This is a genomic window from Lentzea kristufekii, from assembly GCF_033949925.1.
Lineage (GTDB): Bacteria > Actinomycetota > Actinomycetes > Mycobacteriales > Pseudonocardiaceae > Lentzea > Lentzea kristufekii.
The window spans coordinates 41,011-65,999 of the sequence record NZ_JAXAVV010000009.1 but is presented as its reverse complement, the minus strand read 5'-3'; the positions used below and the strand labels follow the sequence as shown (position 1 = coordinate 65,999).

The window sequence follows — 24,989 nt, the reverse complement described above, 5'->3', positions numbered from 1 at the left end:
TCGGCGACCGCGCTCCAGCCTCGCTCAAGCGGGCCAGCAGCCGGTGTACCCCTCCGCCAGGTACCTCGACCCGGCCTCCGAGCCGACGACCGAGGCCAGCTCACCGAGTTGCCTGCGCACGTCGAAGTCCGTCGCGGCGGGCAGGGCGTGCAGCATCGTGGTCATCCAGTAGGAGAAGTGCTGCGCCTTCCACACCCGCTCCAGTGCGCGCGGGCCGTACTCGTCCAGCGCGTCCGGGTCGTTCTTGAGCAGCGCGCGCTCGATCACCTCGCTGAGCACGCCCACATCGGCCAGCGCCAGGTTCAGGCCCTTGGCGCCGGTCGGCGGCACGGTGTGGGCGGCGTCGCCGGCGAGCAGCAGGTTCCCGTGGCGCATGGGTTCCGCGACGAACGACCGGAAGCGCAGCACCGTCTTCTCGGTGATCGGGCCTTCGTTGAGCGTGAACCCGTCGGGGCCGGCGACGCGCGCCTGCAGCTCCTCCCAGATCCGGTCGTCGGACCACGCCGCGGCGTTGGTCTCCGGGTCGCACTGGAAGTACATGCGCTGGTGGGTCTCGGTGCGCTGGCTGATCAGCGCGAACCCGCGCGGCGAGTGCGCGTAGACCAGTTCGGGAGCGCTGCGCGGCGCCTCGGTGATGATGCCGAACCAGGCGAACGGGTACTCGCGGGAACTGTGCCTGCGCAACGCTTCCGGCACCTCGGCGCGGCAGATCGAGCGGGAGCCGTCCGCGCCGACGAGCAGGTCGCAGCGCACCTCCTGCGGCACGCCGTCGCTGTCGGTGAACCGGATCGCGGGCCCGGTGATGTCGACCGACGTGTCGCTGACGCCGAACCGCACGTCGCCGCCGTCGCGTTCGCGCGCGTTCGCGAGGTCCACGAACACGTCGGTCTGCGGGTAGAGCCAGACCGACTCGCCCACCAGGGCGCGGAAGTCGACGCGGTGGCTCTCGCCGCCGAACCGCAGGTCGATGCCCTCGTGCGGATGGCCTTCGCGCAGCACCCGGTCCGACACCCCGGTGCCCGCCAGCAGACGCGCGCTGTCGGCTTCCAGGATGCCGGCGCGGACCGTGTTCTCGATCTCGGAGCGTGTTCTGTTGTCGATCACCACGCTGTCGATCCCGTTGAGGGACAGCAGGTGCGAGAGCATCAGCCCCGCCGGTCCCGCACCGACGATGCCGACCTGGGTGCGCGTCATCTGAAGTCCTCCGAGAAGACCTCGCCCTTCAGGGCGAGGAGGGATCGGACCCCTATACGGCAGAGCGGGAACAACCGTGTCGCCGCTAGGGCGATGCGGCGTACACGACCCAGTCGTACAGAGGCACACAGTGGCCGAGTGATCTGTGAACGGTGAACGGGCTGGTGAAGCGGGCTTTTCGGTACCGCTTCTATCCGAGTGAGGCGCAGGCGGCGGAGTTGTCGCGCACGTTTGGGTGTGTCCGCAAGGTTTACAACTTGGCGTTGCGGGCTCGTGCGGAGGCGTGGACCCAGCACGGGGAGCGGGTCGGCTACGACGCGACGTCGGCGTTGCTGACCGTGTGGAAGCGCACCGAGGAGCTGGCGTTTTTGGCTGAGGTGTCGTCGGTGCCGTTGCAGCAGGCGTTGCGGCATCTGCAGACCGCCTTCGGCCACTTCTTCGCCAGGCGTGCGCGGTTTCCGCGGTTCAAGTCGCGGAAGAAGTCGCGTGCCAGCGCGGAGTACACGCGGTCGGCGTTCCGCTGGCGTGACGGTGTGCTGACGCTGGCCAAGATGGCCGAGCCGCTGGACATCCGCTGGTCCCGGCCATTGCCCGAGGGCGCGGTGCCGTCGACGGTGACGGTGTCGCGGGACTCGGCCGGGCGCTGGTTCGTGTCCCTGCTGTGTGAGGACCCCGGTGTGCGACCACTGCCCGCTACCGATTCGGTGGTGGGCATCGATGTCGGTATCGATCACCTGCTGGTCCTGTCGAGTGGGGAGAAGATCGGCAATCCCCGGCACGAGCGGCGTGACCGCACGGCACTGGCCAGGGCACAGCGGGCGTTGTGCCGTAAGCAGAAGGGCAGCAGCAATCGGGTCAAGGCCCGCGTCAAGGTCGCCCGTGTCCACGCTCGGATCGCTGATCGGCGTTCCGACTTCCTGCACAAGATCACTACTCGGCTCGTGCGTGAAACCCAAACGCTCGTGATCGAGGATTTGTCCGTGTCGAACATGGTCGGCAACCGCCGTCTGGCCCGCGCCATCAGTGACGCGGGCTGGCGGCAGTTCCGGCAACTGCTGCAGTACAAGGCGGACTGGTACGGGCGGGACGTGATCGTCGTTGATCGCTGGTTCCCGTCGTCCAAGCTGTGCTCGGTCTGCGGTGCGCTCGCGGCGGCGATGCCGTTGCAGGTGCGCACGTGGACCTGTGGCTGCGGTGCGACCCATGACCGGGACGTGAACGCGGCACGCAACATCCTGGCCGCCGGGCTGGCGGTGACAGTCTGTGGAGCCGGTGTAAGACCTCAACGGAACCCTCCGGGCGGGCAGTCGGCGACGAAGCAGAAAACCCCGCGGCGCGAGCCGCAGGAATCCCCCTCGTTCACGAGGGAGAGGAAGTCAACAAGACTCCTTCGTGAGCGGGACGGGAAGTGGAGAGATCCATCGCACCATCGAGCGGGCGTTCACACGCCCTCCTGCAAAACCTGACGTGCCACCGAGAACGCGTGGTTCGCCGCGGGCACCCCGCAGTAGATCGCGCTCTGCAGGATCACCTCGCCGATCTCCGCCTCGCTCAGCCCGTTCCGCACCGCCGCGGCGACGTGCAGCTTCAGCTCGTCCCAGTGCCCGTGCGCGATCAACGCCGTGAGCGTGATCGCACTGCGCATCCGGCGGTCGAGCCCGGGCCGGGTCCAGATCTCGCCCCACGCGTACTTGGTGATGAGCTCCTGGAAGTCGCGGGTGAACTCGTCCGGCGTGGCCCTGTCCACATGCGCGTCCCCGAGCACCTCACGCCGAACCTTCATGCCGTCGTCGTAGGACACCGCATCTCCCTGAGCACCTCGATCAACGTCCGCGCCACCGCCGCCGGATCCTCCGCGGGCGGCAGATGCCCACATCCCGCGAGCACCACGTCCGCGCCGTCCGGCGGCACCACGACGTCGTGCTCCCCCACCAGCACACGCAGGGGCCTGACCGCCTCGCCGGCTTCGAACAACGCCAGCGCCTCGCAGGCCAGCGCGTACGACTCCCTGTCGGTCTCCGCGAGCGCCGTGAGCAATCCCCCGGCTACCCGCGGCGCCCGCTCGACGAACCCCGGCGCGAACCACCGCCGCGCAGAGCCGTCCACCATCACCGGTGTCCCGGCCCGCCGCACCAGCGCGGCCCGCTCCCGCCACATCTCCGGCTCGCCGATCCGCGGCGCCGCCCCGATGCTCACGACGGCCTCGAACGGCCCCTCGCTCCGAGCGGCCAGCTCGAACCCGACGGCCCCGCCGAACGACACCCCGGCATACGCGCACGGCCGCCCGCCGGCCAAAGCCCCGGCACGTTCCGTCAGCTCGTCCGCGATGCCCGGCACGGTGAAGGCTTCCTCAGCCGGCGCACCGTTGCCGTGCCCGGGCAGGTCCCACCCGATCACCTCGAAGCCGTCACCGAGGGCCTTCGCGCAGTCCCGCCACAGCAGGCTCACGGACGTGCCCAGCGAGGGCCCGACCACCAGCAGCTGCCCGGCGCCCTCGGCCCCCGCCAGCCGCGTCAGGCTCAGCTCAGTCGTCATTTTCTGTCGGACCTCTCTGAGACGATGGGAGTGGGGGCCTCCGTGTCCCCCCGGAGGGGGCCCAGTCGGGATCGATTCCGACGCAGCGCCTCGTCCACGAACACCTCCGCCGCCCCGAGGTACGAGGCCGGGTCGGTACCGCCGCCCCGCTCGGCCAGCAGGTCCGGAGCGGCCTCGGCGGCCCGGCGCGCCATCACGTCCGCGCGCACCTCGAGCCCCTCCACCAGTTCCGCGGCCTGCGACGCCGCCACCACCGCCAGCTCCAGCAACGCCCGCAACGCCGGCCACTCCGCGTGCCAGGCGCCGTCCGGCCGCTCGTCCACCGCCCGCGCCGCGCACAGGTGCAGCTGCGCACCCAGGCCGGGAGCCCGCAGGGCCGCGCTGTTCACCAGCACCGACAGCACCGGGTTCCGCTTGTGCGGCATGGTCGACGACCCACCGCGCCCGGCCACGAACCCCTCGCGGACCTCACCGATCTCGGGCCGCCCCAACGTCAGCAGATCCGCCGCCATCACCCCGAGCGCGTCACAACAACGCACCACCGCGTCGCCCAGCCGCGTGATCGGCGCGCGGTAGGTGTGCCAGGGCATCCCCGGCCACACCAGCCCCAGGTGGCGCGCGAACGCCGATGCCGCCGCGACCGGATCCGGCACACGCGACAACGTTCCCGCCGCACCCCCGCACTGCACGGGCAGAGTGCGCGACACCGCGTCCAGCTCGTCCACGGCGTCGAGCACGCCCACCAGCCACCGCGCGGCCTTGAGCCCGAACGTGATCGGCACGGCGTGCTGCGTCAGCGTCCGGCCCGCCATCACGCTGGCCCGGTGCTCGTCCGCGAGCCCGGCCAGCGCACCGGCGACCCGGCCCAGGTCCGCCGACATCCGCTGCAAAGCCCCGCGCGCCAGCAACATCAACGCGGAGTCGAGCACGTCCTGACTGGTGAGTCCGGTGTGGACGGTGTCGGAGACGTGCGCCCGCAGAGCGTTGACCAGCGGCAGCACCGGGTTGCCGGCGGCCTCCACCTCGACCGGGTCCAGCGACGGAACCCAGTCGCCGAGCGAGAGCGACGTCCCGAGCACGCGTGCCCAGGCGACCTCCACCTCCAGCATCGCCCGCACCAGCGCGGCGTCGTCGACGAGGCCGGCGGCGCGATGAGAACCGGGCAGCACGATCACGTCCGCGGGAACTTGAAGAACACCGTCTCGGACGGCCCCTGCAGGTGGATGTCGAACCGGAGCCGCCCGTCCGCCTCCCGCGAGGCGACCAGCCCGTCGACCGCGTCCGCGGCACCGGGCAGGTAGATGCGGGTGAACAGCCGGTCCAGCAACCCGCGCGCGAACACCGTCACCGCGAAGAACGGCAGCCCCGGCTCGACGGTGCTGAACCAGTAGTGCCCGGCGCCGTCGGTGCAGGACCGGCCCCAGCCGGTGAAGCCGGCACCGCGCCGCCGCAACGACCCGCCGGCCCGCGGCACGACACCGGAGGCGTCGGACTGGCGGATCTCGATCATCGCGTCCGGCACGGGATCACCCGCGCCGTCGTACACGTAGCCGTGCAGCACCACGGATCCGGCCGCGCCGAACGGCACCAGTTCGGAGTCGCCGGGGAACGCGAGCGCGTGGTGGAAGAACGGACCGACGGTCTGGCCGGGAGTCGCTTCAGTCATCGGACGGCTCCAGGTAGGTCGCGTGGCTGCCGGTCAGCACTATGTCCCAGCGGTAGCCGAGCAGCCACTCGTGCTCGGACCGCGAGTGGTCGTACGACGCGATCAGCCGCGCTAGAGCGGCGGGGTCGGTGATCGACTGCGCGATCGGGTCCAGCGCCAGCAGCTGGTCGCCGGGGAAGTACATCTGCGTGATCAGCCGCTGCGTGAAGTCGGTGCCGAACAACGAGAAGTGGATGTGGGCGGGCCGCCATGCGTTGTGGTGGTTGCGCCACGGGTAGGGGCCCGGCTTGATCGAGGTGAACGAGTACCAGCCGTCGTCGTCGGTCAGGCAACGGCCGACGCCGGTGAAGTTCGGGTCCAGCGGCGCCGGGTGCTGGTCGCCCTGGTGCGAGTAGCGGCCGGCGGCGTTGGCCTGCCAGATCTCGACGAGCTGGCGGCGCACCGGACGACCGTCGCCGTCGAGCACGCGGCCGTGCACGCGGATGCGTTCGCCGATCGGCTCGCCCCCGCGCTGCACGGTCAGGTCGGCCTCGACGGCGGCGACGTCGGAGTGCCCGAAGACGGGCGCGAGCAGCTCGGCGCCCTCGGGGTCGACGTGCCTGGGTTCCTTCGTCGGGTGACGCAACGTCGTGCTGCGGTACGGCGCGAAGTCCAGCAGCGGCGCACCTCCCGGTGAGTCGGCCTGGATCTTCGCGATCTCGTCGCTGATCTCTTGCTGGCTGGTCGTCACGCGAAGGAACGCTAGGCAAACGTCGCATCGGAGTCGACCGAACCTTTCCGTTCAACGGAAAGCATCGCGTTAACTTGACGCCTCTGAGACGACCACTCATATTGGTGGGATGGCCAGGGCAAGTGTGCGAGAGCAGATCATCGACGCCGCGTTCGAACAGTTCCACAGGCACGGCTACAACGCGTGCGGCGTCAAGCTGATCACCGACAGCGCCAAGGTCCCCAAGGGGTCGTTCTACAACCACTTCGAGAGCAAGGAAGCACTCGCCCTCGTCGTGATGGACCGCTACGGCCAGACGCGGCACCTGGACAAGCTCAAGACCCCGAAGACCGCGCCGCTGACCCGGCTGCGCCACCACTTCGAGGCTCTCGCGCAGGACATCGTGGACTTCGGCTACGAACGCGGCTGCGTCTACGGCAACTTCAGCACCGAGGCGGCCGACCACATCCCGGCGATCCGCGCCGGCGTCGAAGCCGCCTTCGACCACTGGGCGGCCGCGATCACCGCCACGCTCCGCGAGGCTCAGGACGACGGCTCCCTGACGACCACCCAGAGCCCCGAAACCCTGGCCAGGTTCCTCCTCAACTCCTGGGAGGGCGCCATCGTCGGCGAACGCGCCGCCAAGGACGGCTCGTCGTTCGCCGCGTTCTTCACGGTCGTCTTCGAGGTCGTCCTGCACTGAGACCGGTCAGACAAAACCCGTCGCCCCGTTTCCTTGACGACCTTAAGACGACCGGTCATATTGAAGTCATGAGTGACATCCAGCCCCGGTTCCGCACCATCGACGGCCTGTCGATCCGCTACGCCGTGAGCGCGAGCAGCAAGCCATCGGCACTGCTGCTCAGCCCGTGGCCCGAAAGCCTCTACGCCTACGACCCGACCTGGGCGAAGCTGGCCGCGCACGCGAACCTGATCGCGGTCGACCTCCCCGGCTTCGGGCACTCCGAGCTGCGCGAGGACCTGTTGTCCCCCAGCCGGATGGGCGAGTTCGTCGTGCGCGTCGCCGACGCGTTCGAGCTCGAACGGCCGCACGTCGTCGGCCCCGACATCGGCACCAGCGCGGCCCTGTTCGCCGCGGCCCAGGCGCCGGACCGGTTCCGCAGCATCGTGATCGGCAGCGGCGGCTCGATCTCCCCGACCGACCTGGGCTCACCGCTGCACGAGTGGGTCCACGACGAGGACCTCGCGCCGTACCGGGCGATGGGCCCCAAGGACGTGGTGAACGTCGCCATGGACTTCATCGAGGGCTACGAACTGCCTGACGTGGTGCGGCAGGACTACCTCGCCGCCTACCAGGGCCAGCGGTTCGTCGAGCAGATGGCGTACGTGCGCGCGTACCCGGCAGAGCTGCGAACGCTGAGCGAGCTGCTGCCGGGCATCACCACGCCCGTCCAGCTGATCAACGGCAAGCGCGACACGGTGGTGCCGGTGTCCAACGTGGAGTACCTGCACGAGCGGCTGCCGAACAGCAGGCTGGACGTCGTGGACGCCGCGCACTTCGTGTGGGAGGAGAATGCGGACGAGTACGCCCGCATCGTGACCACGTGGTGGCAGCAGCACTAACCGGTGGTGCAGGCCGTCCCGTTGACGCTGAACGAGCTCGGCGCCGAGATCGGCCCGGTGGCGGAGCCGTTGAACCCGAACGTCACCGAGCCGTCCTTGACGATCAGCGCGTTGTAGCCGGCGTTGGTCACGCTCACATCGGCGCCGGACTGGGACACCGTGCCGTTCCACAGCTGCGACACGGTCTCTCCGTCGGCGAAGCGCCAGCGGACCGTCCAGCCCTCGACCAGCGCGCCGCCGACGTTGCGGATCGTCACGTCGGCCTGGAACGCGCCGGGCCACTGGTTGGTGATCCGGTAGACCACGATGCACGGCGCGGCGGGCGGAGCCGCGGTGCTGGTCGACGAGGGCGGCGGAGCGGTCGACCTGGGACAGTCACCCTGCGCCCACAGGCCGAGTTTGGCCTTCTGCGCCTTGCTCTCCGCCTCGACCAGCGGGCCACCGTCCACGCCGGTGGTGCGCAGGAAGCCGTACTGCACGGCCAGCAACGCGTAGTCGGTGCCGTCCGGCAGCGCCAGCGAGACCTCGCCCGGAGTGATGCTGCTCACCCGGACTTCCTTGTCCAGCAACGCCTTCTTGGCGAAGTCGAGAGCAGCGGGGGCGGCGCACGACGTCGGTTCGGCCAGCAGTGAGATGCGGGCGCGCGTGCCGGCGGCCAGCTCGACGGTGCGGCCGTCCACAACGGTGCGCACCTTTGTGGACGGCTCTTTCGCTGCTGTGTCAGGAGAAGAGGCGCGGGGTGCGGGGAAAGGTCTGCCGTCCTGCGGGGCCGTGCACCCGGCCACGAGCAAGGTCAACAGCACCAACAAGTGCTTTCGTGCTGCCATTGGACAAATCTATCGCCGGAGGCAGCATCCGCAATCGGCTGTTCGGAGTTGATCAACTCGGGCGTTCAGAGTCGTGAACGGTCCGAGCCTCGCGCGGGGTGGCCCGGTGTGCGAGCGTGGGGTGGCCACAGTTGTGCCGATGGTTCCCTGCCGTTCATCAGCTCGTGGTGATCAACAGAAAGGATCACGACGTTCCTCGTTCCCTGCCGATGGAGGTCTGAAGTGCTCACCCTGCAACCGCACCGGACACGTCGCCTGTTCGCCGCCCTCGCCGTCGTCGCGTCCGTCCTCGGCGTGACCACCGCCGTCGCCCCCGCGGCCGACGCCGCCGTCTACAGCTCCTGCACACAGACGCGCTGCACCGCGGCGCGCAGCGCCAACTCGATCTGGGCGGACAAGGGCTACCCCAGCACGCGCGGCTGGAACAGCTGGCCGAACGGCCAGTGCAACTTCGCGGGCGGTGTGCACCAGAACCGCGAGGGCCAGCTGCCGGCCGGCCACAGCTACCTGGAGTTCGACGTCTACCCGCGTGCGTGCGGCGCGTCCCGGGACGCGTACCGGATCATCGTCGACCGCACCGCCGGCACCGTCTACTTCTCCCCCGACCACTACGCGAACTTCTACCGCCTCTAAGGGCTTCACCCGGCGCTGCGGTCGATCCACGACCGCAGCGCCCACCAGGTGTGCAGCGTCGTCAGCACGTGCGAACGTCCCGCGTCCGAGTTCTCGCCGAGGTCGGCGCCGGCCGTCGCGCTGAGCCGGCCGCCAGTCCGGGGAACGCCGCGAGAGCGGTCTCACCAGCGAGATCGGTCAGCAGCCGCACACCCAGCGAGGCCCCCGCGGCCGCGAGCGCCCGCGTGCCCATCGAGTACGTGCCCCGCAACGACTTCAGCGGCGTCGCGGGCGACACCACCAGCAGATCGTCCGACCACGACGGCGGCACGTGCATGAGCCCCGCCAGGCGCCCTTAGACCAGTCCGTACACGCCGCCGAACGCGTGCAGCCGCTGTTCCAGCGTCCGCGCGTGGCTCGGGTCGGTCACCCCGGACACCACGCAGTGGTAACGACCATCGGGACGCAGGCCGGTGCGAGCGAGTTCGGACGCGTCCGGGAAGTCGCCACTGGCGGCGGCGTACACGGCTACCGAGCACTGGAAGGCACCTTCCTGGGCGGCTGCCTGTTCTCCGGCCGAGCAGCAGGCCGAGCGGCAGCAGCAGAAAGCGCCTAACGCCCCACGATCCCGGGGTCTGCGATCTCCCCTGTTGACCGCAGACCCCGCACCAACTCCAGAACCCGCAGCACCGCCCCTTCCGGGCTCTCCACAGCCGAGTCGAGCACCAGATGCTCCTCGTCCCACGGCTCCCACAGCCCCCGCATCCGCTCAACGTGCTGCCACGGAACCGTCGCGTGCCACCCAGGAATCCCCCGGTCACGCCCCTCGACCCGCTCCCGATGCACCACGGCGTCCGAACAAACGCACTCGACGCCGACGAACACACCCCCAAGCCGCTCGGTGAGCTCACGCCACCTCCCCCGCTCCTCACGGGTGTGCCCGGCCACGTCCACGATCACGTCGATCCCGAGCTGGACCTGCCGGGCAACAGCAGCAGTGAGCTGGAGATCGACAACCTCGACCGCGTTCGAGTCGGTGACCGCACGGGCGAGCACCAGCGAGCCCATCACCCAGTCCAGCGAGAAGACAGGCGTGCGCAACCGCCGGGCCAGCCCTTCGGCCAGCGTGCTCTTACCCGCACCAGGAATGCCCGCAACAAGCACGACCACCGGCCGCTCGGTGGTCGGCTCCAAGCCGAGGTAGAGATCCATCACACCCCCACCCAAACACCAACGGGGGCACGAGTGATCACTATTCGCTCTCAGAGCACGCAGATCACCCGCGAAGCCGAAGGCGAGCCGTCCTGCCACAAGGGCCAGGCGGTGGGGTCCCATCGCCAACGCAACCCAGCTACGCAACAGGCAGCCGCCCAACGCAACAGAGCCATCTACCCGCTCACGGCGCGGGCCCCCTGATCAGATTGCCGGGGGTCTGGGGGCAGAGCCCCCAGGGAAAGCACGCAACCGCAAGGTCGCCGCCCGCAAGGCGACCCACCCACCAGGTCGCGGCGCGCAAAGCCAACCACCCACCAACACCCCACAACCGTGAGCGACTGACAGGCCCCTCACGAACAGTTTCGTAACCTCAGCACATCCATTCCCGACAGAAGGAGCGGTTGTGCCGAGGTTTGCGCTGGTCCTGACGCTACTGCTGGCGTTGGGCGCGTGCTCCTCAACACCACCCACGCCGATCCCGGCGCCCACGTCGAGCAGCACCCGACCACCAGACGAGCAAGTCCACATCTCGATCGGCGACTCCTACGCCACAGGCTTCGGCCCGAACGGCACAGCCGAAAGCTTCGCGCAGCTCGTAGCCAGGCAATCGAACCTGAAACTGATCAACCTGGCCTGCAACGGCGCCACGTCGGCGGACCTGGCCTCGAAACCGGCCTGCGGCCCGGACGCCGGCGGCAAGACCCAGCTGGACGCCGCGGTGGACGCACTGCGCACCAGAAAAACCGCCCTGATAACGGTAGTGATCGGCGGCAACGACCTGGCCCCGTGCGCGCTGTCGCAGCAACCCCTGGAATGCGCCACCAGGACCGTGGCCGACATCCAGACCAACGTCGCCGGCACGCTGACCGAACTGCGAGAAGCCGCGCCGAACGTGAAGATCGTCGGCCTGACCTACCCGGACGTGTTCCTGGGCGCCTGGGTGAACCCGTCCTTCCCGAACGGCAAGAACCTCGCCAAGCTGTCGGTCACCATGTTCCAGGACTTCAACACCAGGATCGCGGCCCAGTACGCGAGGTTCGGCGCGAAGTTCGCCGACGTCACGAGCTCGACCGGCGGCTACGGCGCACTGACCGAGCTGACCCAGGACCCGAAGTACGGCCAGATCCCGGCCTCGGTGGCCAAGGTGTGCACGCTCACCTACTTCTGCGACCGCACCGACGTGCACCCGACACCGGCCGGTCATCAGGCGATCGCGGAGGCCGTGACCGCGGCGAGCCGCTGAGCCTTTCCGCTCCCCCGCGGGTCCAGCACGCTCCCCCCGCGAACCGGGCCGGGGTTTTCCCCGTATTACCCGAAAGACTCTGTTGATCAGCCGCTCGGCCTGACAGTCTCTGGAACCGTTGCCGCACCGAGGAAGTGGTTGATGACCGTGCTCCCGCACAGCACCGACGTCCTGCACCGGCTGAACGACGCCGTCGACGGCTTCCTGCGCAGCGAGAAGGAGTTCGACCTCGCCGATCCGTCGGCGCACATGCTGGTCGGTGGCCGTTTCCGCACGCTCAGCGCGCAGATCGGCGCCAGCGTGCTCGCGGGAGTGCCGGACGAGGACATCGCCGCGATCGTCCAGCCCGCGCGGTCGAAGTGCTCGCGCTCCCCGTTCACGCGTGACGAGAACGAGTGGGCACGCGGCTACCCGAGCGACTTCCAGCTGGTCGAGCACGTGATGGCGCAGGCCAACAACTCCGCGCCGGGCACGCTCGGCTGGCACGTCGAGGCGCACCTGCAGGGCTCCGCGATCACCCAGCAGCAGCGCAACCGGGTGATGCACCAGGCCCGGCTGATCAGCGACGCCCTGACCGCGCCGCGCAACGGCCCGCGTTCGGTGCTGCTGATCGCGTCCGGCGCCGCCCCCGACCTGCGGCTCATCCCGCCCGGCATCATGCGGCCCGGGGACAGGTTCGTGCTCACCGACGTCGATCCGGACGCGCTGGAACTGGCCCACAAGCGGCTCGGGCTGCTCAACGAGGTCACGACCGCGGTCCCCGGCAACGTGTTCCGCGCGCTCCCGAAGCTCGCCGAGCTCGGGCCGTTCGACCTGGTGCTCGTCAACGGCCTGTACGACTACCTCAACGACCGCGCGGCCGTGCGGCTGACCGAGGCGGTGCTGACCAGGCTCTGCCGTCCCGGCGGCACGTTCTACTTCTCCAGCAGCACGACCGGCAACCCGTTCCGGTGGTCGCTCGAGTACCTGATGGACTGGTCGGTGGTCGAACGCGACGAGCGCGCCGTCCGCGCGTTGCTGCCGGGCTGCGACGTGTCGGCGGGTCTCGACCCGACGGGGCTGGCGCTGCTCACGCACGTCCGCACCAGGCGGTGACGACGTCCCGGACGCTCAGCGCAGGCCGTGGGCGATCCGGGTCACGAAGGCCACCAGCCGGTCGGGCGTGAACTTCTCCGGGTCGGTGAGGGCCAGCCGCCCGGACATCTCGGCGAGGGCGAGCATCGCGTGGCCCAGCAGGGCCGAGTCGAGGTCGTCGAGGCGGCCGAGTTCCTTCAGGCCCAGCGCGGCCAGGTCCTCGATCTGGGCCAGGACCCCGGCGCGGACCAGTTCGACCTGGTCGCGGAACTCGTGCGGGGTGCCCTCCGGCGGCAGGAGCACGAGGCGCCAGCGGTCGGGCGCCTCGACCACGGCGTGCACGAAGACCCGGACGGCGTCGGCGAAGGCGTCGTCCGGGGAACGGGTGGCGAAGTCCGTGGGCAGGGCGGCCAGGACCTGTTCGGTGGCGCGGCCCGCCTCGCGTTCGAGCAGGGCGCTGATCAGCTCGCCCCGGTTCGCGAACAGGTCGTAGAGCACGGGCTTGGTGACTTCGGCCTGCTTCGCGACCGACTCCATCGTGACGGTGTCGAAGCCGGCCGGGATGAGGCTCAGGGCGGCGTCCAGCAGCTGCTCGCGGCGCTGCTCCGGCGGCAGGCGGCGGGCGTACTTGCGACGCGTTGTGTTCACCCGACCATATTGCTACGGTGGCGTAGCTTTCACAAAGCTACGCAGGCGTAGTAATTGGCGGAGGTACTGCGATGGAGCCGGACAACCTCGTTCTGCAGCCGCGTGACGTGCAGTTCGACTGGTCGACCCTGCCGATGCACTGGGTTCCGGACGAACCGGTGGCCACGCACGTCATGAACGTCCTGCACCTGCTGCTGCCCGAGGGCGAGCGGTGGTTCGTGCGGACGTTCCAGCAGGCGGTGCCGCTGATCTCCGACGACACGTTGCGCGAGGACGTGCTCGGGTTCATCGGGCAGGAGGCGATGCACGCCGAGGCGCACAGCGAGGTGCTGGACCACCTGCTCGCCAACGGGCTCGACCCGCGGCCGTTCACCCGGCAGATGGAGCACGTCTTCCAGCGGATCCTCGGTCCCCAGGCCGGGCTGACCGAGGAGCAGGCGCGCGAGCAGTTGATCGAACGGGTCGCGATCGTCGCCGCCGTCGAGCACTTCACGGCGTACCTGGGCGACTGGATGCTGAACGCCGACGCGCTCGACCGGGCGGGCATCCACCCGGTGATGCTGGACCTGCTGCGCTGGCACGCCGCCGAGGAGGTCGAGCACCGCAGCGTCGCCTACGACCTGATGTGCCATCTCGACCGCCGGTACGTGCGGCGGGCGCGGACGATGCTGCTGGTCGCGCCGGTGCTGTTCTGGCTGTGGGTGCGCGGGGCGCGGTTCATGGTGCGCGCGGACAGGGCCACGAGGGTGCGGCTGACCTGGCGCGAGTTCACGCGGGCGGCCAGGCGCGGCTTGCTGCCGAAGCTGTCGGAGATCTTCCGGGCGTTCCTGCGGTACTTCCACCCGGCCTACCACCCGAAGCAGGAGGGGTCGACAGCGCAGGCGATCGCGTACCTCGCCTCCTCCCCCGCCGCGCGTGAGGCGCACTGATGCTCACCGGCCTGACTCGGTTCGGGAACCTCTACGACGCCGCGGTGACCCGGTTCGGCGGCCGGGCGCGACCCGGTGCCGCACGGGACGCGTTGTGGCTCGACGTCGTCGAACGCTCACAGGTCGCGGACGGCGTGGTCGCCCTCCGCTTCGGCGGGCCGGCGCTGCCCGCCTGGCAACCCGGCTGCCACCTCGACCTGCACCTGCCGTCCGGGCTGCGCCGCCAGTACTCGTTGTGCGGTGATCCGGGCGAGAACACCTACCGGATCGCGGTCCGCGAGGTCGGCGCCGGTTCGCGCGAGGTGCAGGCGTTGCGGGTCGGCGACCGGATCCAGGTGCGGGGGCCGCGCAACGCGTTCCCGTTCGCCGGGATCGGGCCGGTCCTGTTCGTGGCGGGCGGCATCGGAATCACCGCGATCCTGCCGATGGTGCACGCGGCAGCGCGGGCGGGCCTCGACTGGCGGCTCGTGTACGTCGGACGGTCGATGGCGGCGATGCCGTTCCTGGACGAACTCCCGGTCGGCCGCGTCGACGTGCGGATCGGACGCGGCCCGGCACTGCTCGGGGACGCGACGCCGCGTGGCGCGGTGTACTGCTGCGGACCGGCGTCGATGCTCGACCAGGTGCGGGCCGAGTTCGCGTCGCGCTGGCTGCACTTCGAACGCTTCAGCCCGCCACCGATCGTCGGCGGCCGGCCGTTCGCGGTCGAACTGCGGCGCAGCGGGGTAACCCTCGACGTGCCGGCCGACCGGTCGGCGCTCGACGTGATCAGGGACTTCCGGCCGTCGGTCGCCTACTCCTGCCGGCAGGGGTTCTGCGGCACGTGCGACGTCGGCGGCGTGCGGATCTGCGTGGACCGGCCCGCCGGTGACCGACTCGTCTTGGAGGACATGTGAAGGTGCGTTCCGGGGAAGTCGACCTCGCCGTGCAGGTGCGCGGCACGTCCGGGCCGACGGTGGTCCTGGTGCACGGGTATCCGGACACGCACGAGGTCTGGGACCGCGTGGCCGCCCTGCTGGAGAAGGACTTCCGCGTCGTCACGTACGACGTGCGAGGCGCCGGCGAGTCCTCTGCTCCGTCCACTGAGGACGGTTACCGGCTCGAACGGCTGGCGGCGGACCTGTTCGCGGTGATCGACGCGGTCAGCCCGGACGAGCCGGTGCACCTGGTCGGCCACGACTGGGGCTCGATCCAGTCCTGGGAGGCGGTGACCACGCCCGGCGCGCGGATCGCCACGTTCACCTCGATCTCCGGCCCGTGCCTCGACCACATGGGGCACTGGTCGCGGAAGGGGCTGTCGATCGCCCACCTCCGGCAGTTCCTCCGGTCCTGGTACATCGGCGCGTTCCACCTGCCGGTGCTCGCACCCCTGTTCTGGCGGCTCTACCTCGGCCCCCGCTGGGGAGGCGTGCTGCGGCGGCTGGAAGGCGTGAAGGTCAAGCCCGCGCGCACGATCACCTCCGACGCGGTGCGCGGGATCTCGTTGTACCGCGCCAACATCCGACAGGTCATGCGCTCACCTCGGCAGCGTTTCGCACCCATGCCGGTGCAGGTGGTCCAGCCGGTCCACGACCGCTACATCCGCACCGAACCGCTCGACCTCGAACGCTGGGTGCCGTCGCTCACGCGCCGCAAGATCGCGGCCGGGCACTGGGCACCGCTGAGCCACCCGGAGCCGCTCGCCCGGATGATCAGCGAGTTCGTCGCGGACTCCACGCCGAAGCGCGAGCTCGTCGTGATCACCGGTGGCGGCAGCGGCATCGGCCGCGCGACCGCGGTGGCGTTCGCCAGGACCGGCGCCCGCGTCGTGGTGTCCGATGTGGACTTCGCCGCCGCCAAGGAGACCGCGGGCATGGTGGACGGCCACGCCTACGAGGTCGACGTGCGCTCAGAAGAGGCGGTACGGGCCTGGGCACGGCAGGTCGCGGACGAGCACGGCGTGCCCGACGTGGTCGTGAACAACGCCGGCATCGGCCACTCCGGGTCGTTCCTGACGACCACGACCGAGCAGTGGCAACGGGTGCTGGACGTCAACCTGTGGGGTGTCGTGCACGGCTGCCGGGCGTTCGGCGAGCTGATGGTCGACCGCGCGGAGGGCGGCCACATCGTGAACCTGTCCTCGGCGGCGGCCTACCTGCCGTCGAAGATCCTCTCCGCGTACGCCACCAGCAAGGCCGCGGTGTTCATGCTCTCGGACTGCCTGCGGGCCGAGCTCGCGCCGCACGCCATCGGCGTCAGCGCCATCTGCCCGGGGCTGGTGAACACGAACATCACCGCCACCACGACGTTCTCCGGCGTCAGCTCCGAGGAGGAACGCAGCAAGCAGGACCGCGCGTCCCGGATCTACGCCCGGCGAGGCTTCGGCCCGGAGGGCGTCGCCACCCAGATCGTGCGCGCGGTGCGCCGCAACAAGCCCGTCGTGCCGGTGACCGCGGAGGCCAGGGCGGCCCGGCTCGCCAGCCGGGCCACACCGGGCCTCCTGCGCACGTTCGCCAAGCTAGACCTCGGCTAGTTCCCCACCGAACGCTGCGGCGAGGCGGAGCCAGGGCGCGGCCTCCTCCGGCCGGCCCTGCCGCTCCAGCGTGCGGCCGAGCAGCAGGTGGGCGTAGTGCTCGACCGGGTCGCGGTCCACGATCACGCGGAGCCGCGCCTCGGCCTTGTTCAGCTGCGCGGAGTGGTAGTACGCGCGGGCCAGCAGCAGGTGGAGGTCCGTCTGGAACGGCACCTCGCCGGCGACAGCGGCCAGCATCTCCGCGGCCTTGACGTAGTCGCGGGACTCGAACAGCAGCTGTGCGCGCTCCCACTTCTCGGCGGGAGTCTCGACGTGGCCGGCGTCGAACAGGCGCGTCGCCGTCACCCAGCGATCCGCCGCCACCTCACCGTTCGGCTGGTAGGCGTTGAACATCGTGCTGTCGTGCACCGAGAGTTCGTTGTTCATCGAACCTCCCTTCCGGCGCGTACAACGCCTTCCAGGGGCAGGTATTCCCACGCGTGGTCATGCCAGATCAGCCGCGACCGCTCCTCCGGGTAGGCGGTCACCTCGTCCTGGACGTCGAAGATCCGCGTGGCGCGGTCAGCGGAGTAGGCGGGCCAGCCGGGATCGCCGTCCACCGCGAATCCCGTCCACGCCGCCCGCATCCGGCCGGACACCTCCCGCACCTCCGGGGTGATCTCCCCGAGCACCGCGGCCGCCTGTCCCCGGTCGAGGTTGCCGAACACGAGCGGCACGTCCACGCCGTGGCACGCGCGGAACACCTCGGTCGGCTCGAAGGCCACCACGTACACGTGTGCCTGGCCGCCACCTGCCACCTGCGCCTCCGCGAGGTGCAGCGACGGCATCCGGAACAGCCAGTCCGAGCAGACCAGCTCGAACAACTCCTCCGGCGCCAGGTCCGGATACGCGAGACCGGGCGCGAACACATCCAGCGCCTCCGACGCCTGCTCCGGGGTCACGCTGCCCACCAGACCCTCCAGCACGGACAGAAGTCGCTGTTCGTGGCGCGTGTGCCCGGCGATCAGCTCGACGTCGCGCGCCGCACCTGACTTCAGCGCCTCCCACGGCGTCGTCGGCAGGACGTCGCCGTCGACCACGGGCGCGAACGGGATCAGCTTGTGCGCGGCCCGGCCCCAGCGGGCGACGTGCCGCATCTTGGCCATGACCTCGTCGCCCGCGGCCGGCAGCAGTTCCGGCTCCACAGTGGACAGATCGGCGACGGTGGGACGCAACCCGAGCTCGGCGGCGCACGCGGCCGCGATGTCCGCGGCCAGTTCCGGCGCGAAGAACGTGCCCGGCACGCTGCTCGCGATCGCACGGTGGAACAGCCCCGCGGCACGCGGCATCGCGAGCAACGCCGCCACCGAACCGCCACCCGCGGACTGGCCGAAGACCGTCACGCGGGCCGGATCACCGCCGAACGCGCGGATGTTGTCGCGCACCCACTCCAGCGCCGCGACCTGGTCCAGCAGCCCGCGGTTCGCGGGGGCGCCCTCGATCAGCGCGAACCCCTCGATGCCGACGCGGTAGTTGAACGTCACCACGACGACACCGCCCGACGCGAGCCGCGCGCCGTCGTACTCGGGCAGGCCGGACATGCCGACCGTGTAGGCGCCGCCCTGGATCCACACCATCACCGGCAGGTCGCCCGACATGCCGGGCGACCAGACGTTCACCGTCAGCCACTCGTCACCGGCCGCGCCCATGCCGTCCATGCCGAACACCGCGGCCTGCGGTGGCGGCGGCCCGAACGCCAGCGCCTCCCGCACGCCGTCCCACGCCTCGACCGGCTGCGGTGCGGCGAAGCGGAACTCCCCGACCGGTGGCGCGGCGAACGGGATGCCGCGGAACACCGCCATGCCCTGCTCAGCGGTGCCGCGAACCGTGCCGCCGGTGACTCGAACCTCGACCATGGCGGAATCGTCGGCGCACCGCCCGCGAAAAAGCCAGGGAATTACCGCTGAACGGTCCGGCCGAGCCGATCAGGCCGTGACGACGACCTTCGCCCGCGCGTGTTCCGACTCGACGTGCCGGATGGCGTCGGCCGCGTCGGTCAGCGGGTAGGTCCGCTCGATCACCGGCACCAGCTGTCCCGACTCCGCGAGCTCCCCCAGCGCGGCCAGGTTCTCCTTGCTGGGCTTGGCCTCCAGCACCACGAGCCGCTGCCGGGAGAACGACGCGAGCAGCTTGCCCTGGATGATCAGCCGGTACGGCCCGAACAGCACACCGCCGGTGAAGCTGCCACCGCCGGAGAGCACGAGCGTGCCGTCGTCGGTGAGCAACGCCCGCAACTCACCCATCGACCTGTTCCCCACCAGGTCGAAGACGAGGTCGTAGCGCTGCCCGGAGCGGGTGAAGTCAGTGGTCCGGTAGTCGACGACGTGGTCGGCGCCGACCGAACGGACCTGCTCGACATTGCGCGTGCTGCACACCCCGGTCACGATCGCCTTGCGCGCCTTGGCGATCTGCACCGCCATCAGCCCGACCCCGCCGGACGCGCCGTTGATCAGCACCTTCTGCCCGGCCCGCAGGTCCTTCAGGCCCATCCACGCGGTGTTGCCCGCCAGCGGCAGCGTCGCCGCCTGCTCGAACGTGAGGGTGGACGGCTTGTGCTGCACCAGGTTCGCGGGCACCCGGACGTATTCGGCGAAGGACCCCTCGACCTCCCCGAACACCTCGTCCCCGACCTGCAGCATGCCACCCACGCCGGGCCCGGTCTCCTCGACCACACCCGCGAAGTCCATCCCCCGGATCCGCGTCTTCGGGCCCTTCCACCCCAGGAACAGCCTCGCGAAGTACGGATCACCGCGCATGATGTGCCAGTCGGCGGCGTTCACCGACGACGCCCGCACCCGCACCAGCACCTCGCCGGCGGCGGGCACCGGCCGTTCGACCTCCCGCAGCTCCAACACGTCCGCGGAGCCGTATCTGTCCTGGACGATCGCCTTCATCGCGGCCTCCCTCGCTTGGGGAGGAAGGTAAGCGGCGACGACGCCCCGGCACATCAGGGACGACCCCTAGGGTTCCTCGTCACGGCAGCACGAAGCGCGCGGAACGCCGAGGGGCCCGGCGTTCCGCGCAGCGCTCTTGCCCTCTCTTCGTTCATCCGGCCTACAGCGGGAGCTGTTGGCCCGTCTGCTCCTTGACCATGTACTCGGCGTACCAGTCAGGCCAGTTCTCGTCGAACTCGCCGCCGTTGCGCTTCTCGTGCTCGCCGTGGGCCACAGCGGCCCTGCGCAACGCCGCGGCCAGGTCGGTGATCGAGCCGTAGGACGTGTCGTCGGCGTCGACGCGGCCGGGCAGGCGGGTCGTGACCTCCTGCAGGATCCACGTGTTGCCGTCCGGGTCGGCGAACTCGGCGCGGGTGAAGTAGCTGCGGCGCTCGGGGTCCGGGCCCTCGACGGGGCCGTCCGGGCCGCCGTGGAACAGCGGGCCGACCTTGATCCCGGCCGCCAGCAGGGCCTCGTGCGTCTCGACGACGTCCGCGACGACCAGGAAGTGCCTGCCGGAGCCGGGTTCCGCGGTCGTGACGCCCTCACCGAAGTGGATGGACGCGCTGGAACCGTGCGGGGTGAACTGCACGACCCACGGCGGGGTGACGTCCTGGCGCCAGCCGAGGCTGCGGTAGAACTCCTTGGCGCGCTCCACGTCCGTGACGGGGACGACGGTGACTTCGAGCTTCATGTCGATCTCTTCGAGGTTCTTCACTTCGCTACTTCCTTCGCGAGGTCGCGGAGTGCGTTGAGGAACGCCTCCGAAAAGGTGGGGAACGGCTGGATGACGTCGAGCAGCACGGACAGCGGGACCTTCGCGCGGATCGCAAGAGTGGCCTGCTGCAGCCACTCACCCGCCTCCGGGCCCACCGCGTAGGCGCCGGTGAGGACTTCGCCGTCGGACACGAGGGTCAGGAATCCTGGCCGTGTGGCGTACTCACGGGTGTAGGTGGCCGTGCGCGCCACACCGGACAGGTGGGCGGTCGCGGTGTACTTCCCCTCTGCCGCACCGACCGCGGCGACCTCCGGGGAGGTGAACACGACGCGGGGAACGGCGTTGTAGTCGACCTCGGCCGGTGTGCCGAGGATGTTCGCGGCGGCGACGCGGCCCTGGTACTTGCCGACGTGGGTCAGGTTCCACTGGCCCGTGACGTCGCCGACCGCCCAGATGCCGTCCGCGACGTTCATCCGCCCGTCGGTGGTGATGCCGCGCGGATTCGGCTCGACTCCAACGGTTTCGAGTCCGATGCCGTCGACGCGCGGGCGGCGTCCGGTGGCGACGAGGAGCTTGTCGCCACGCAGCCGGGTGCCGTCCGGGAGGTCGAGCACGTACTCGTCGTTCTCGAACCGCGCCGCGGTGGCGTGCACGCCGAGGTGCAGTTCGACGCCGTCCGCGGCCAACGCCTCGGTGAGTGCCCGGCCGGCCGCCTCCGGTTCGCGGGGCAGCAGCCGGTCGGCGCCCTCGACCAGGGCGACCTCGGAGCCGAGGCTCAGGAACGCCTGCGCCATCTCGACTCCCACGGGCCCGCCGCCCAGGACCAGCAGCCGGCGCGGGATCTCCCGGACGCCGGTGGCCTCGCGGTTCGTCCACACGTCCAGGTCGCTCAGGCCCGGGATCGGCGGGAGGAAGGCCGACGAGCCGGTGGCGACCACGATGTGGTCGGCGGTGTAGGTCTGGTCGCCGACGGCGACGGTCCGCGGCCCGGCGATCCTGCCGTGACCGCGCAGCACGTCGATTCCGGCGCTCTCGGCCCACTTCTCGCCACCCGTGTCGTCGTAGGACGACACCATGAAGTCGCGCCAGTCGAGCACGGCCTTCACGTCGATCTCGCCGGTGACCGCCTCGCGGGCGCCGGGGACCTGCTTCGCGGCCGCCACGGCCTCACCGGCACGCAGCAGGGTCTTGGACGGGATGCACGCCCAGAAGGAGCACTCGCCGCCGAGCAACTCGCGTTCGACCAGCGCCACCCGAAGCCCGCCCTCGGCGACGGCGGCGGCGAAGTGCTCGCCGGGGGATCCGCCGCCGATGACGATCACGTCGTAGTGCGAGGTCATCACACACGTCCCGGAAGGCGCGTGGTGACTTCCTGCAGCACCCAGCCGTTGCCGTCCGGGTCGGTGAACGAGGCGAACGAGCCGTAGCTGGTGCGGGCGGGGTCCGGGCCGGCGACCCGGCCGGTGGTGCCGGCGTGGTGGAAGACGCCGGTCTTGTCGTGGAAGATCTCGCTGACCTGCACGCCCCGGCCGATCAGGTCCTCGCGGGCGGCCTCGATGTCGTCGACGATCAGGTGCAGGCCCTCGACGCTGCCGGGGGCGGCGTTCGAGACGCCGGTGCCGAAGATGATCGACGCGGGTGACCCGGTCGGCGTGAACTGGACCAGGCGGTAGCCCTCGTCGTCGGCGAACTCGGCGTCGAAGCGCCAGCCGAGCGCCTTGTAGAAGTGGACGGCCCGGTCGATGTCGCTGACCGGGATGACGGTCACCTCGAGCTTGTAGTCCATCGGGGTTCATCTCCTTCGTTGTCGATGACATGAGACTGCTCCCGCCAGGGGGTCGCTCGAACCCGTGGAACACCCTGGTCACCCCCTGGCCCGTAGGCTCGGACCCGTGTCGGACGAAGGTCTGCTCGGCAGACGCACTGAGGCGGAGACGCTGGATCGACTGCTCGTCCAGGCGCGGTCCGGCGCCGGTCAGGTGCTGGTCCTGCGGGGTGAGGCCGGGATCGGCAAGACCGCGCTGCTCGACCAGGTGTCGGCGCGCGCCGCGGGGTTCCGGGTGGCACGGGCCGCCGGGGTCGAGTCCGAGAGCGCGTTCCCGTACGCGGGGCTGCACCAGCTGTGCGCGCCGTTCCTCGACCGGCTGGACCGGCTGCCCGCACCGCAGCGCGAGGCGCTCGGCACGGCGTTCGGGATGGCCGCCGGGCCGCGGCCGACGCGGTTCATGGTCGGCCTGGCGGTGCTGACGCTGCTCGCCGAGGTCGCCGACGAGCAGCCGCTGGCGTGCCTGGTGGACGACGCGCAGTGGCTCGACGCGATGTCGTCGGCGGTGCTCGGGTTCGTCGCCCGCAGGCTGCTCGCCGAACGGATCGCGCTGGTCTTCGTGCTGCGCGAGGGCAACGACTACCTCGACGGGCTGCCCGAGCTGTTCGTGCGCGGCCTGGACGACGCCGACGCCCGCGCGTTGCTGGAGTCGGTGATCAAGGGACCGGTCGACGGCCGGGTGCGCGACCGGATCGTCGCCGAGGCCCGCGGCAACCCGCTGGCGTTGCTGGAACTGCCGCGCGAGGTGGCCGACGGGCTGGACCCGGGGCCGCTGACCAGCCGCATCGAGCAGAGCTTCGTCCGCCAGATCGCGCCGCTGCCCGCCGACACCCGGCTGCTGATGCTGACCGCCGCGGCCGAGCCGCTCGGGGACGCGACCCTGCTGTGGCGGGCGGCAGGGCTGCTCGGGCTGGGTGCCGACCCGGCGGCCGCCGCGCTGGGCACCGGGCTGATCGAGTTCGGCGCCCGCGTCCAGTTCAGGCACCCGCTGGTGCGCTCCGCCGTCTACCGGTCGGCGTCCGCCGCGGACCGGCTGCGCGTACACCGGGCGCTGGCCGACGTGACGGATCCCGCCATCGACCCGGACCGGCGCGCGTGGCACCGGGCGCAGGGCACCGCCGCACCGGACGAAGAAGTCGCCGCCGACCTGGAGAACTCGGCAGGCCGAGCCCAGGCGCGGGGCGGGCTGCTGGCCGCCGCCGCGTTCCTCGAACAGGCCGCCGTGCTGACGCCGGAGCCCGGCCGCCGGGCCTCCCGTGAACTCGCCGCCGCGCGGGCCAAGCGTGACGCGGGCGCGCTGGACGCCTCGTTGCGGCTGCTGTCCGCCGTCGAGGCCGGGCCGCCGGACGAGCTGCGCAGTGCCCAGGTCGAGCACCTGCGAGGGCACATCGCGTTCGACCAGCGCCGGGTCGCCGACGCCGCGCCGCTGCTGTTCAGCGCGGCCCGCAGGCTCGCGCCGTTCGACGCCGACCTGGCTCGCGAGACTCACCTGGAAGCCCTCTCGGCCGCGGTCTGGGCCGGCGCGCCGCTGGCCGACGCCGCCCGCACCGCTCCCCCGGCCCGCGTCCCGCCCTGCGCCCTGGACCTGGTGCTGGACGCGTTGACGACCCGCATCACCTCCGGCTACGCGGCAGCCGTCGCGCCCATGACCCGTGCGCTGGACGACCTGCGCGCGTTGAAGGTCGGCGCCGACGACATCAGCCGCGTGCCCTGGCTGTTCGGCAACCGCGCGGGCGGGATCGTCGCGACCGAGATGTGGGACTTCGACACGCGCCGGGCGTTCGCCCAGCAGCAGGTCCGCCTGTCCCGCGACGCCGGTGCGCTCGTGCAGCTGCAGTTCGCGCTGAACTTCCTGGCGGACAACGAGCTCCTCGCCGGCGAACCCGCCGCCGCGCAGGCGTTGATCGAGGAGGACCAGCGCATCTCGGAGGTCACCGGCACCCCGCCGGTCGGTTACGCGGTGCTGCTGCAGGCCGCCTACCGCGGCGAGGACGTGGCGACCGCGACCCGTGCGGAGGCGTCGGCCGCGGGCCAGGGACGGCTGGCCGTGATCGCCGACTGGACCCTCGCGATCCTCCACAACGGACTGGGCCGGCACGACCTGGCCCGTGACGCCGCGCTGCGGGTGTGCGCGTCCGACACCCTGGTCTACAGCTGCCTGATCACGTCCGAACTGGCCGAGGCCGCCTCCCGCACCGGCGACACGGCTCTGGTCGCCGAGGCTCTGGAACGTTCCGCGGACTGGGTCGACACGCAGTGGTCGCTGGGCATCAAGGCCCGTCTGCGCGCGCTGAACGGCGATTCACCGGCGTTCGCCGAGTCGATCGCCTGTTTCGAGCGGACGGCGTTGCGCGGCGAACTGGGCCGCGCCCACCTGCTCTACGGCGAGTGGCTGCGGCGCGAGGGGCAGCGGGTCGAGGCCCGCGAACACCTCCGCACCGCGCACGAAACGTTGACGGCGTGCGGTATGCCGACGTTCGCGGATCGCGCGATGCGGGAGTTGCACGCGACCGGTGAGACGGCGCGCAAGCGGACCGCCGAGCCCACGGACGAGCTGACCGCGCAGGAGTACCAGATCGCCCGGCTGGCGCGGGAGGGCTACTCGAACCCGGAGATCGGCACGCGGCTGTTCATCAGCCCGCGCACCGTGGAATGGCACCTGCGCAAGGTGTTCGGCAAGGTCGGGGTGACTTCGCGCCGCCAGTTGCGCGGCGCGAAGTTCTGAG

At 70.9% G+C, this 24,989-nt stretch carries 27 protein-coding genes; 10 read left to right on the top strand and 17 right to left on the bottom strand.

Annotation, left to right across the window (positions count from 1 at the left end; genetic code table 11):
- Positions 1-24: 24 nt before the first annotated feature.
- Positions 25-1,194, bottom strand: coding sequence for a 4-hydroxybenzoate 3-monooxygenase (locus SK571_RS19595; RefSeq protein ID WP_319985523.1), 1,170 nt, complete (start codon positions 1,192-1,194; stop codon positions 25-27).
- A 152-nt stretch (positions 1,195-1,346) separates the two neighbouring features.
- Here SK571_RS19595 and SK571_RS19590 point away from each other — a divergent pair, with 152 nt between their 5' ends.
- Entirely contained in the window at positions 1,347-2,660 is a 1,314-nt protein-coding gene (locus tag SK571_RS19590; protein ID WP_319985522.1) for an RNA-guided endonuclease InsQ/TnpB family protein, read from the top strand.
- On the opposite strand, the gene SK571_RS19585 is transcribed toward SK571_RS19590, so the two are convergent.
- The 5 genes from SK571_RS19585 to pcaH are packed head-to-tail and all read right to left on the bottom strand — an operon-like array spanning position 2,636 to position 6,125.
- Complete coding sequence (locus SK571_RS19585) at positions 2,636-2,977, bottom strand: carboxymuconolactone decarboxylase family protein (protein WP_319985742.1); 342 nt, start codon at positions 2,975-2,977, stop codon at positions 2,636-2,638. The two genes, SK571_RS19590 and SK571_RS19585, sit on opposite strands and share 25 nt — an antisense overlap.
- The gene (locus SK571_RS19580; protein ID WP_319985521.1) at positions 2,974-3,729 is read right to left on the bottom strand and encodes an alpha/beta fold hydrolase; all 756 of its coding nucleotides are present in this window, start codon (positions 3,727-3,729) and stop codon (positions 2,974-2,976) included. Before SK571_RS19580 ends, SK571_RS19585 begins: the two co-directional genes overlap by 4 nt.
- Positions 3,726-4,904 carry a lyase family protein gene (locus tag SK571_RS19575; RefSeq protein WP_319985520.1) on the bottom strand — a complete coding sequence of 393 codons (1,179 nt, stop codon included), beginning with the start codon at positions 4,902-4,904 and terminating at the stop codon, positions 3,726-3,728. The genes SK571_RS19580 and SK571_RS19575 overlap by 4 nt, the downstream gene beginning before the upstream one ends.
- Entirely contained in the window at positions 4,901-5,395 is a 495-nt protein-coding gene (gene pcaG / locus SK571_RS19570; protein WP_319985519.1) for a protocatechuate 3,4-dioxygenase subunit alpha, read from the bottom strand. The genes SK571_RS19575 and pcaG overlap by 4 nt, the downstream gene beginning before the upstream one ends.
- Positions 5,388-6,125, bottom strand: coding sequence for a protocatechuate 3,4-dioxygenase subunit beta (pcaH, locus tag SK571_RS19565; protein ID WP_319985518.1), 738 nt, complete (start codon positions 6,123-6,125; stop codon positions 5,388-5,390). The genes pcaG and pcaH overlap by 8 nt, the downstream gene beginning before the upstream one ends.
- A 109-nt stretch (positions 6,126-6,234) precedes the next feature.
- Here pcaH and SK571_RS19560 point away from each other — a divergent pair, with 109 nt between their 5' ends.
- Together SK571_RS19560 and SK571_RS19555 are read left to right on the top strand one after the other, a co-directional pair.
- Positions 6,235-6,807, top strand: a complete 573-nt coding sequence (locus SK571_RS19560; protein ID WP_319985517.1) for a TetR/AcrR family transcriptional regulator — start codon at positions 6,235-6,237, stop codon at positions 6,805-6,807.
- 68 nt (positions 6,808-6,875) lie between these two features.
- Positions 6,876-7,688 carry an alpha/beta fold hydrolase gene (locus SK571_RS19555; RefSeq protein WP_319985516.1) on the top strand — a complete coding sequence of 271 codons (813 nt, stop codon included), beginning with the start codon at positions 6,876-6,878 and terminating at the stop codon, positions 7,686-7,688.
- Here SK571_RS19555 and SK571_RS19550 read toward each other — a convergent pair.
- Positions 7,685-8,380, bottom strand: a complete 696-nt coding sequence (locus SK571_RS19550) for a cellulose binding domain-containing protein (RefSeq protein ID WP_319985515.1) — start codon at positions 8,378-8,380, stop codon at positions 7,685-7,687. The genes SK571_RS19555 and SK571_RS19550 overlap by 4 nt on opposite strands.
- 357 nt (positions 8,381-8,737) lie before the next feature.
- Between SK571_RS19550 and SK571_RS19545 the strand changes: the two genes are divergently transcribed.
- The gene (locus tag SK571_RS19545) at positions 8,738-9,148 is read left to right on the top strand and encodes a ribonuclease domain-containing protein (RefSeq protein WP_319985514.1); all 411 of its coding nucleotides are present in this window, start codon (positions 8,738-8,740) and stop codon (positions 9,146-9,148) included.
- Between the two features lie 61 nt (positions 9,149-9,209).
- Here the strand turns inward: SK571_RS19545 and SK571_RS19540 are convergent, their stop codons facing one another.
- The 3 genes from SK571_RS19540 to SK571_RS19530 form a co-directional block, all read right to left on the bottom strand.
- A complete protein-coding gene (locus tag SK571_RS19540; RefSeq protein WP_319985513.1) occupies positions 9,210-9,464 on the bottom strand; it encodes a hypothetical protein in 255 nt (84 codons plus the stop codon).
- A gap of 18 nt (positions 9,465-9,482) precedes the next feature.
- Positions 9,483-9,653, bottom strand: a complete 171-nt coding sequence (locus SK571_RS19535) for a hypothetical protein (RefSeq protein ID WP_319985753.1) — start codon at positions 9,651-9,653, stop codon at positions 9,483-9,485.
- 86 nt (positions 9,654-9,739) lie between these two features.
- Positions 9,740-10,339, bottom strand: a complete 600-nt coding sequence (locus SK571_RS19530) for an AAA family ATPase (RefSeq protein ID WP_319985512.1) — start codon at positions 10,337-10,339, stop codon at positions 9,740-9,742.
- A 406-nt stretch (positions 10,340-10,745) separates the two neighbouring features.
- On the opposite strand from SK571_RS19530, the gene SK571_RS19525 reads away from it, so the two are divergent.
- On the top strand, positions 10,746-11,585 hold the full coding sequence (locus tag SK571_RS19525; RefSeq protein WP_319985511.1) for an SGNH/GDSL hydrolase family protein: 840 nt from the start codon (positions 10,746-10,748) through the stop codon (positions 11,583-11,585).
- A gap of 141 nt (positions 11,586-11,726) precedes the next feature.
- Entirely contained in the window at positions 11,727-12,680 is a 954-nt protein-coding gene (locus SK571_RS19520) for a class I SAM-dependent methyltransferase (protein WP_319985510.1), read from the top strand.
- 15 nt (positions 12,681-12,695) lie between these two features.
- Here SK571_RS19520 and SK571_RS19515 read toward each other — a convergent pair whose 3' ends face one another.
- Positions 12,696-13,307, bottom strand: coding sequence for a TetR/AcrR family transcriptional regulator (locus SK571_RS19515; RefSeq protein WP_319985509.1), 612 nt, complete (start codon positions 13,305-13,307; stop codon positions 12,696-12,698).
- Positions 13,308-13,378: 71 nt separating this feature from the next.
- Between SK571_RS19515 and SK571_RS19510 the strand changes: the two genes are divergently transcribed.
- Genes SK571_RS19510 through SK571_RS19500 form a run of 3 tightly spaced genes read left to right on the top strand, consistent with a single transcriptional unit; the run spans position 13,379 to position 16,748 of the window.
- Positions 13,379-14,236: a metal-dependent hydrolase gene (locus tag SK571_RS19510; RefSeq protein WP_319985508.1), complete on the top strand. Its 858-nt coding sequence runs from the start codon at positions 13,379-13,381 to the stop codon at positions 14,234-14,236.
- Entirely contained in the window at positions 14,236-15,132 is an 897-nt protein-coding gene (locus SK571_RS19505) for a PDR/VanB family oxidoreductase (RefSeq protein ID WP_319985507.1), read from the top strand. The genes SK571_RS19510 and SK571_RS19505 overlap by 1 nt, the downstream gene beginning before the upstream one ends.
- Before the next feature lie 2 nt (positions 15,133-15,134).
- Positions 15,135-16,748, top strand: coding sequence for an SDR family oxidoreductase (locus tag SK571_RS19500; RefSeq protein WP_319985506.1), 1,614 nt, complete (start codon positions 15,135-15,137; stop codon positions 16,746-16,748).
- Here the strand turns inward: SK571_RS19500 and SK571_RS19495 are convergent.
- From SK571_RS19495 to SK571_RS19470, 6 genes are all read right to left on the bottom strand, one after another.
- A complete protein-coding gene (locus SK571_RS19495) occupies positions 16,734-17,174 on the bottom strand; it encodes a tetratricopeptide repeat protein (RefSeq protein WP_319985505.1) in 441 nt (146 codons plus the stop codon). The genes SK571_RS19500 and SK571_RS19495 overlap by 15 nt on opposite strands.
- Positions 17,171-18,643, bottom strand: a complete 1,473-nt coding sequence (locus SK571_RS19490) for a carboxylesterase/lipase family protein (protein ID WP_319985504.1) — start codon at positions 18,641-18,643, stop codon at positions 17,171-17,173. Before SK571_RS19490 ends, SK571_RS19495 begins: the two co-directional genes overlap by 4 nt.
- A gap of 69 nt (positions 18,644-18,712) precedes the next feature.
- On the bottom strand, positions 18,713-19,681 hold the full coding sequence (locus tag SK571_RS19485; RefSeq protein ID WP_319985502.1) for an NAD(P)-dependent alcohol dehydrogenase: 969 nt from the start codon (positions 19,679-19,681) through the stop codon (positions 18,713-18,715).
- Positions 19,682-19,841: 160 nt separating this feature from the next.
- A complete protein-coding gene (locus tag SK571_RS19480; protein ID WP_319985501.1) occupies positions 19,842-20,438 on the bottom strand; it encodes a VOC family protein in 597 nt (198 codons plus the stop codon).
- Positions 20,435-21,778 (bottom strand): dihydrolipoyl dehydrogenase family protein, encoded by a 1,344-nt coding sequence (locus tag SK571_RS19475; RefSeq protein WP_319985500.1) that lies wholly within the window; start codon positions 21,776-21,778, stop codon positions 20,435-20,437. The genes SK571_RS19480 and SK571_RS19475 overlap by 4 nt, the downstream gene beginning before the upstream one ends.
- The gene (locus SK571_RS19470; protein ID WP_319985499.1) at positions 21,778-22,224 is read right to left on the bottom strand and encodes a VOC family protein; all 447 of its coding nucleotides are present in this window, start codon (positions 22,222-22,224) and stop codon (positions 21,778-21,780) included. Before SK571_RS19470 ends, SK571_RS19475 begins: the two co-directional genes overlap by 1 nt.
- A gap of 106 nt (positions 22,225-22,330) precedes the next feature.
- On the opposite strand from SK571_RS19470, the gene SK571_RS19465 reads away from it, so the two are divergent.
- Positions 22,331-24,988, top strand: coding sequence for a helix-turn-helix transcriptional regulator (locus tag SK571_RS19465; RefSeq protein ID WP_319985498.1), 2,658 nt, complete (start codon positions 22,331-22,333; stop codon positions 24,986-24,988).
- Position 24,989 lies beyond the last annotated feature (1 nt).

What these genes read in the sequence shown, in the direction of transcription:
- SK571_RS19595 (WP_319985523.1), bottom strand. Translation starts at nt 1,194, where the DNA reads ATGACGCGCACCCAGGTCGGCATCGTCGGTGCGGGACCGGCGGGGCTG.
- SK571_RS19585 (WP_319985742.1), bottom strand. Translation starts at nt 2,977, where the DNA reads ATGAAGGTTCGGCGTGAGGTGCTCGGGGACGCGCATGTGGACAGGGCC.
- SK571_RS19580 (WP_319985521.1), bottom strand. Translation starts at nt 3,729, where the DNA reads ATGACGACTGAGCTGAGCCTGACGCGGCTGGCGGGGGCCGAGGGCGCC.
- pcaG (WP_319985519.1), bottom strand. Translation starts at nt 5,395, where the DNA reads ATGACTGAAGCGACTCCCGGCCAGACCGTCGGTCCGTTCTTCCACCAC.
- SK571_RS19560 (WP_319985517.1), top strand. Translation starts at nt 6,235, where the DNA reads ATGGCCAGGGCAAGTGTGCGAGAGCAGATCATCGACGCCGCGTTCGAA.
- SK571_RS19555 (WP_319985516.1), top strand. Translation starts at nt 6,876, where the DNA reads ATGAGTGACATCCAGCCCCGGTTCCGCACCATCGACGGCCTGTCGATC.
- SK571_RS19540 (WP_319985513.1), bottom strand. Translation starts at nt 9,464, where the DNA reads ATGCACGTGCCGCCGTCGTGGTCGGACGATCTGCTGGTGGTGTCGCCC.
- SK571_RS19530 (WP_319985512.1), bottom strand. Translation starts at nt 10,339, where the DNA reads ATGGATCTCTACCTCGGCTTGGAGCCGACCACCGAGCGGCCGGTGGTC.
- SK571_RS19520 (WP_319985510.1), top strand. Translation starts at nt 11,727, where the DNA reads ATGACCGTGCTCCCGCACAGCACCGACGTCCTGCACCGGCTGAACGAC.
- SK571_RS19510 (WP_319985508.1), top strand. Translation starts at nt 13,379, where the DNA reads ATGGAGCCGGACAACCTCGTTCTGCAGCCGCGTGACGTGCAGTTCGAC.
- SK571_RS19505 (WP_319985507.1), top strand. Translation starts at nt 14,236, where the DNA reads ATGCTCACCGGCCTGACTCGGTTCGGGAACCTCTACGACGCCGCGGTG.
- SK571_RS19495 (WP_319985505.1), bottom strand. Translation starts at nt 17,174, where the DNA reads ATGAACAACGAACTCTCGGTGCACGACAGCACGATGTTCAACGCCTAC.
- SK571_RS19490 (WP_319985504.1), bottom strand. Translation starts at nt 18,643, where the DNA reads ATGGTCGAGGTTCGAGTCACCGGCGGCACGGTTCGCGGCACCGCTGAG.
- SK571_RS19485 (WP_319985502.1), bottom strand. Translation starts at nt 19,681, where the DNA reads ATGAAGGCGATCGTCCAGGACAGATACGGCTCCGCGGACGTGTTGGAG.
- SK571_RS19475 (WP_319985500.1), bottom strand. Translation starts at nt 21,778, where the DNA reads ATGACCTCGCACTACGACGTGATCGTCATCGGCGGCGGATCCCCCGGC.
- SK571_RS19470 (WP_319985499.1), bottom strand. Translation starts at nt 22,224, where the DNA reads ATGGACTACAAGCTCGAGGTGACCGTCATCCCGGTCAGCGACATCGAC.